This window comes from Collinsella aerofaciens (genome assembly GCF_018785245.1).
Classification (GTDB): Bacteria; Actinomycetota; Coriobacteriia; order Coriobacteriales; family Coriobacteriaceae; genus Collinsella; species Collinsella aerofaciens_AD.
Genome location: NZ_WQPL01000042.1, coordinates 1 through 4,465, shown reverse-complemented (window position 1 = coordinate 4,465; position 4,465 = coordinate 1). Strand labels below are relative to the sequence as shown.

8 protein-coding genes are annotated in these 4,465 nt (G+C 58.5%); 3 read left to right on the top strand and 5 right to left on the bottom strand.

Features of this window, described 5'->3' with window-relative positions; genetic code table 11:
• On the bottom strand, positions 1-790 hold a 790-nt coding region (locus GPK39_RS08440), incomplete at its 3' end, for a hypothetical protein (RefSeq protein WP_215675008.1).
• Positions 791-1,218: 428 nt separating this feature from the next.
• Between GPK39_RS08440 and GPK39_RS08435 the strand changes: the two genes are divergently transcribed.
• From GPK39_RS08435 to GPK39_RS08425, 3 genes are read left to right on the top strand one after another with little or no spacing between them, the layout of a single operon-like run.
• Entirely contained in the window at positions 1,219-1,413 is a 195-nt protein-coding gene (locus GPK39_RS08435) for a hypothetical protein (protein ID WP_233506209.1), read from the top strand.
• A 5-nt stretch (positions 1,414-1,418) separates the two neighbouring features.
• A complete protein-coding gene (locus GPK39_RS08430; RefSeq protein ID WP_215675006.1) occupies positions 1,419-1,691 on the top strand; it encodes an NADP oxidoreductase in 273 nt (90 codons plus the stop codon).
• Positions 1,692-1,705: 14 nt separating this feature from the next.
• Complete coding sequence (locus GPK39_RS08425; protein WP_233506208.1) at positions 1,706-2,050, top strand: hypothetical protein; 345 nt, start codon at positions 1,706-1,708, stop codon at positions 2,048-2,050.
• Between the two features lie 169 nt (positions 2,051-2,219).
• Here the strand turns inward: GPK39_RS08425 and GPK39_RS08420 are convergent, their stop codons facing one another.
• The 4 genes from GPK39_RS08420 to GPK39_RS08405 all read right to left on the bottom strand — a co-directional run.
• Positions 2,220-2,618, bottom strand: coding sequence for a plasmid mobilization protein (locus GPK39_RS08420; protein WP_423237419.1), 399 nt, complete (start codon positions 2,616-2,618; stop codon positions 2,220-2,222).
• A 334-nt stretch (positions 2,619-2,952) separates the two neighbouring features.
• Positions 2,953-3,285, bottom strand: coding sequence for a hypothetical protein (locus GPK39_RS08415; RefSeq protein WP_117848977.1), 333 nt, complete (start codon positions 3,283-3,285; stop codon positions 2,953-2,955).
• Positions 3,286-3,287: 2 nt separating this feature from the next.
• Entirely contained in the window at positions 3,288-3,602 is a 315-nt protein-coding gene (locus GPK39_RS08410) for a hypothetical protein (protein ID WP_215675002.1), read from the bottom strand.
• A gap of 166 nt (positions 3,603-3,768) precedes the next feature.
• The coding region (locus GPK39_RS08405; protein ID WP_215675000.1) for a helix-turn-helix domain-containing protein at positions 3,769-4,465 on the bottom strand (697 nt) is incomplete at its 5' end.

Genomic DNA, 4,465 nt, shown 5'->3' with positions numbered 1-4,465 from the left:
CCCACGAGCCGTCGGCGCGTTCGCCGTTGACGATGACCTTCTCGTACCACTCGGGGAACTTCTCCTTGGCCTGTTCGAGCGTGTACCTCGTCTCCCTCCACTTCTTCGACAGGTCTACCTGCTGTTCCGGGGGAAGGAAGTCGTTCAGCTCTTCGAGCGAGAAGGGGTGCGTGTTGACCGCGAACGCCCTGACCGTGCCGCCGTCCTTCGTCTTGCCGCCGATGACGCGGAACCCTTGGTTGATGCCCTGGTGCTGCGGATGCTCCCATTCCCTCGATGTGTACTTGTTCCACATCCTGTCGGTCAGGCGGTACTTCATGTCCTTCAGCAGGCTCTTGGTGTTCGGGTATAGGTCGGCGGGTTCCTCAAGGACGTAGTACAGATGAACGTTGTGGCCGCTCAGGATGATGTAGTTCGGCTCTGGGTAGATGGGATAGTCGCTCCGGCAGTTGTACAGGAACGCCGTGAGCGTGCCGTCATCCTGCCCGTCGAGGTCGAAAATCATGGCGCACATCTTGCTCTGCGCGTCGGCGGTGTTCGCCCTGCCCCAGTAGGTGAGACCGTTCGTTATCGCCCAGTTCGCATCGCGGAACTCGGCAAGGGTCTCCTCGAACGTGTCCTCGAGCAGGATTCGGCGGCGTCTCCTGTCTCCGACGAGCTTCCCGTCGCTGTCGTAATGCCCGCCGAACGAGCCGAGGATTATCGGGTTGGCCTTGTGCAGCCCGCCCGGCTCGCCCTCCGTCTGGATGAACCCGTACCCGAGCTGAAAGATATCGGAGTAGACATCCATGGCCGAGACCTCGGAAGCCCCGTATTCAAGAAGAACGGACTCAAGAGACAATCAACTCACCAACCCATCCCGGAAGCCCTCATGGGGACGTTATTTTATCAATAGATTTATTGTACACCCAGAGCCGGAAGAAAAGGCTCCCTCTGGAACCCATCCCGGAAGCCCTCATAGGGACGTTATTTTATCAATAGATTTATTGTACACCCAGAGCCGGAAGATACGGTGTATGGCAGAACGTCTGGCATCTCAGACATTCCCCCGATAAAAGCGTCTGGCATTTGTCTGGCACTTGAAGTGCAGGCGTATTTCTCCCGATAGAAAGATATGATATGATTTCATATCATATCGAAAGGAGAGCGGGCATGAGCCAGATAGGGGTTCACCCCAGAATCAGCAGGCGGCACCCCGAGGTGAGCGAAGCGGACGTGATGGCCGCGATGCGGTCGATGATTCGCTACAAGCAACGCGAATCGGGCGAGTGGATTGCCGTCGGCACGGACTCCCGCAGCAGGCTGGTCGAGCTCGTCTACATCTACGATGCCGACGATGACTACTTCTTCGTCTACCACGGGATGACCCCGCCGAGCGGCAAGACGCTCAGGGAACTCGGCTTGGAGAGGTGATTTGGATGAACGTGAACGATTTCATGGCGAAGCACGGCATCACCGATGCCGACCTCGACCGCATGGCCGCGCCCTACGAGGACGGCAGCTTCGAGCCGGAACCCGATGGCGAGGTGTTCAGCGGCTCACACCTCGACGCGGTCGGAACCCGCCGCGTGACGGTGGTCTACGACGCGAAGGATACGCAGAGAGTGGCCATGATAGCCCGCAGCAAGGGCGTGAAGCCGTCTTCGGTCTACAGGGACGCACTCGACTACTATCTGGCAGCACAGGCCTAAAGGACACTGACCATATGGCTGAAACGACAATGGAGCCTTGGAGCTTCACCATCGTCTTCGATGAGGATAAGGCGAAAAAGAACGGTTACGAGGTCGATACCCTCTATGACTACGTTGGCAAGAACGTCGAGGGGCTTGGAAACGAACGCATCGCACGCGGAACTTGGCGTGCAGCCAAGGGATACGATGAGGTCGATGCGCAAACCCTCGCGATTTCCAAGCTCTCCCGTCAGAAGTGGGTCATGCAGAATATCAAGTCACTTGCCTTTCGCGAGGACGATGATGAAATCTATGACGGAATCGAGACCATCCGACGGGTATATCCGGAGCGCGTTTTCGATTCGGAATCGGGCGAGTAGTCGGGTCAATGTAGTTGTCGGTGACTACGGGACGGCGTGTTCCGCGCCCGCGCGGATCTAAGCCGACTCGTTCACCGACGACGGAATTGACGCGACGGTCGAAACAGAAGACCAGACTTGATTGAGGGTCGATGGGCTAACCTGCCCATCGACCCTTTCCTTGCCCTCGTCAGTCGTTTTCGGCACTGTCGAAATCCTCGATTTTAAGATGGACGTTGTTCCGGTCGGCTTCCCTGCGGAGCGCCGCGAGCGCTTCCGCGACTTCCATAAACGTCTCCACCTCACGCGCGAGGACGCGCTGCGCTTCCCCCGCATCGAACACCTTGATGCCATAGGTGTTCAAGAACTTCATGAACTGGTTCAGGTTCGTCCCCTGCTTCGCGAGTTCGTGCGCGGCCTTTCTCAAAGGCTCGGTATCAATGACCCTGATTGTCGCATCGTCGGAATTGGCAAGGAGCGTGCGGGCGTATTCGGAAACCGTCATGCCGTTTTTGGCGGCTTTTCGCTTGAGGGCCTCCTTCTCGTGTTCGGTCATCCGCACCTCGACGCGTGCTTCTTTTCTCCGCATGTCGCTTTCGGCACCTCTCGTTTTTCCAGAATCATCCGTTTGCAAATAGCGCCGCCGCGTTTGCAAACGGTGCGAAATCGAGCGGCAGGGTTGCCGCCCACTGAAAACCGGCAACTCTAAATTGCCGGTTTTCCAAAGCGCAAGCGCTCTCCCGTCAAGGCCGCTAAAGCCGTTCGGGAGCAAGATGGAAGTGAGGGAAAAGTCCACAACAGTGGAGTTTGTCCGTACACTTCCCAAATCTTGCAACTCGAAGAGCGGCCTTGGCCGGTGAGCGCTTGCGCGAGAGTCTTCTTTCTGCGGTGCCGCCGCCGCAGAAAGAAGACGGACAGCCCGACTAGGCGAACGCGCAGTAGACGTACCCGCCCTTTCGGTCATACTCCCAATCGCCCGGAAGCTCGTTGCCGTCTGAATCGACCTCGACCCACCAGCCGTCCTCCGGGTCTCCCATGACGCGCCAGCGGCGCTTGCCGAGCTGCGATACGAGTTCATCGCCGTCAGGCTCGACGAGCGCGGAGTCGCCCACATCGCCGACGCGCTCGACCGACAGAACCCACGCCTTGCCCTCGGCGCTCGCGATTCGGTTGAAGAACTCCGACAACTCAAAGTCAGCCACCTCGGTGCGCTCGCATTCCCCCGACCTGCGCAGCACGGATACGTTCCACTTCATGGCTAGCCCCTCCAAGCCCTCCTGAGCCTTTGCCAGCGGCTCAGCTTCTGCTCGGTCGATTCCAGCGCGAGCGTCTGGGCGGTCTCGTGGTGGAGCGCTTGGGCGCCCTGCACGGCCTTGGTGCTGTCGGCCACGGTCTCCATGAGCTTGGCTATCTGCTCGTCCTTCTTGGCGAGCTGGTCGATGAGGGCGGCGAGCGCTGGCGAATCGGCTCCGCTCGACCGCTCGTCACCGTGTATCTCCTGTGTATCTCGGTGTGTATCACCCTGTGTATCAGGCGGCTCCTCGTCAAGCGAATCGATGAACCCGCGAATCAAATCAGTTTGAGAACATCCTCGCAGCTCGGAAACCTTTTTTAGCTTACAGATTTGCTCATCTGTAAGCCTGAACATCTTCTGCGGCACGTGTATCTCCTGTGTATCTCGGCGTGTATCACCCTGTGTATCAGCCCATTTCATCACCCAAACGCAAAGCAGGCAAGAATCAATCGGCTTTCGGCTCCGTCATATCGACGTGAACGTGCCCGTTTTCGTACCATGCGCCATCCGGCAGGCCGTCGGTATCGCACTTCCAGTCCCTCAGCCACTTGATGACGGTAGACCTCGACACGCCCAGCGCCTTTGCTATGTCCGAGTGGTTGGCATCCGGGTGCTCCCGGGCATAGGAGCGAATCAGCTCGCGCTTCTCACCGCTTCCCTTCGGCCGACCTTGCAACGCATGACCGGCATCCTCGCTCAGAATCTCAAGGTTCGAACGCGCCATTTTGAGGTGCAGCGCCTGCTTCCTGTAGTTCCGCTTGTTTTTCGGGATCGCTATTCCCGATATCCTCTCCAAGTCCTTGATGGGGAACTTCTTGTACCGCAGGTCGAGGCATTCGAGAGCGTTCTCGACCTCATGGTCGTTGCCGAACGGGTGCTCGGTGTCTACCGAATCCAGGAACGGCACCAGCGAATCCATGTCCGCCTTGACGCGTTCGCGGTCGGTGATGCCGCACTTCACGGCGTATATCGCCAGAGCCATCAGGCAGAAGTACCTATGGCTGAACGTCGCACCCGCGCGTATCTTGCGCAGCCACCAGTTGTAGAGGTCTTCCTTGGCATCCCACGAGCCGTCGGCGCGTTCGCCGTTGACGATGACCTTCTCGTACCACTCGGGGAACTTCTCCTTGGCCTGTTCGAGC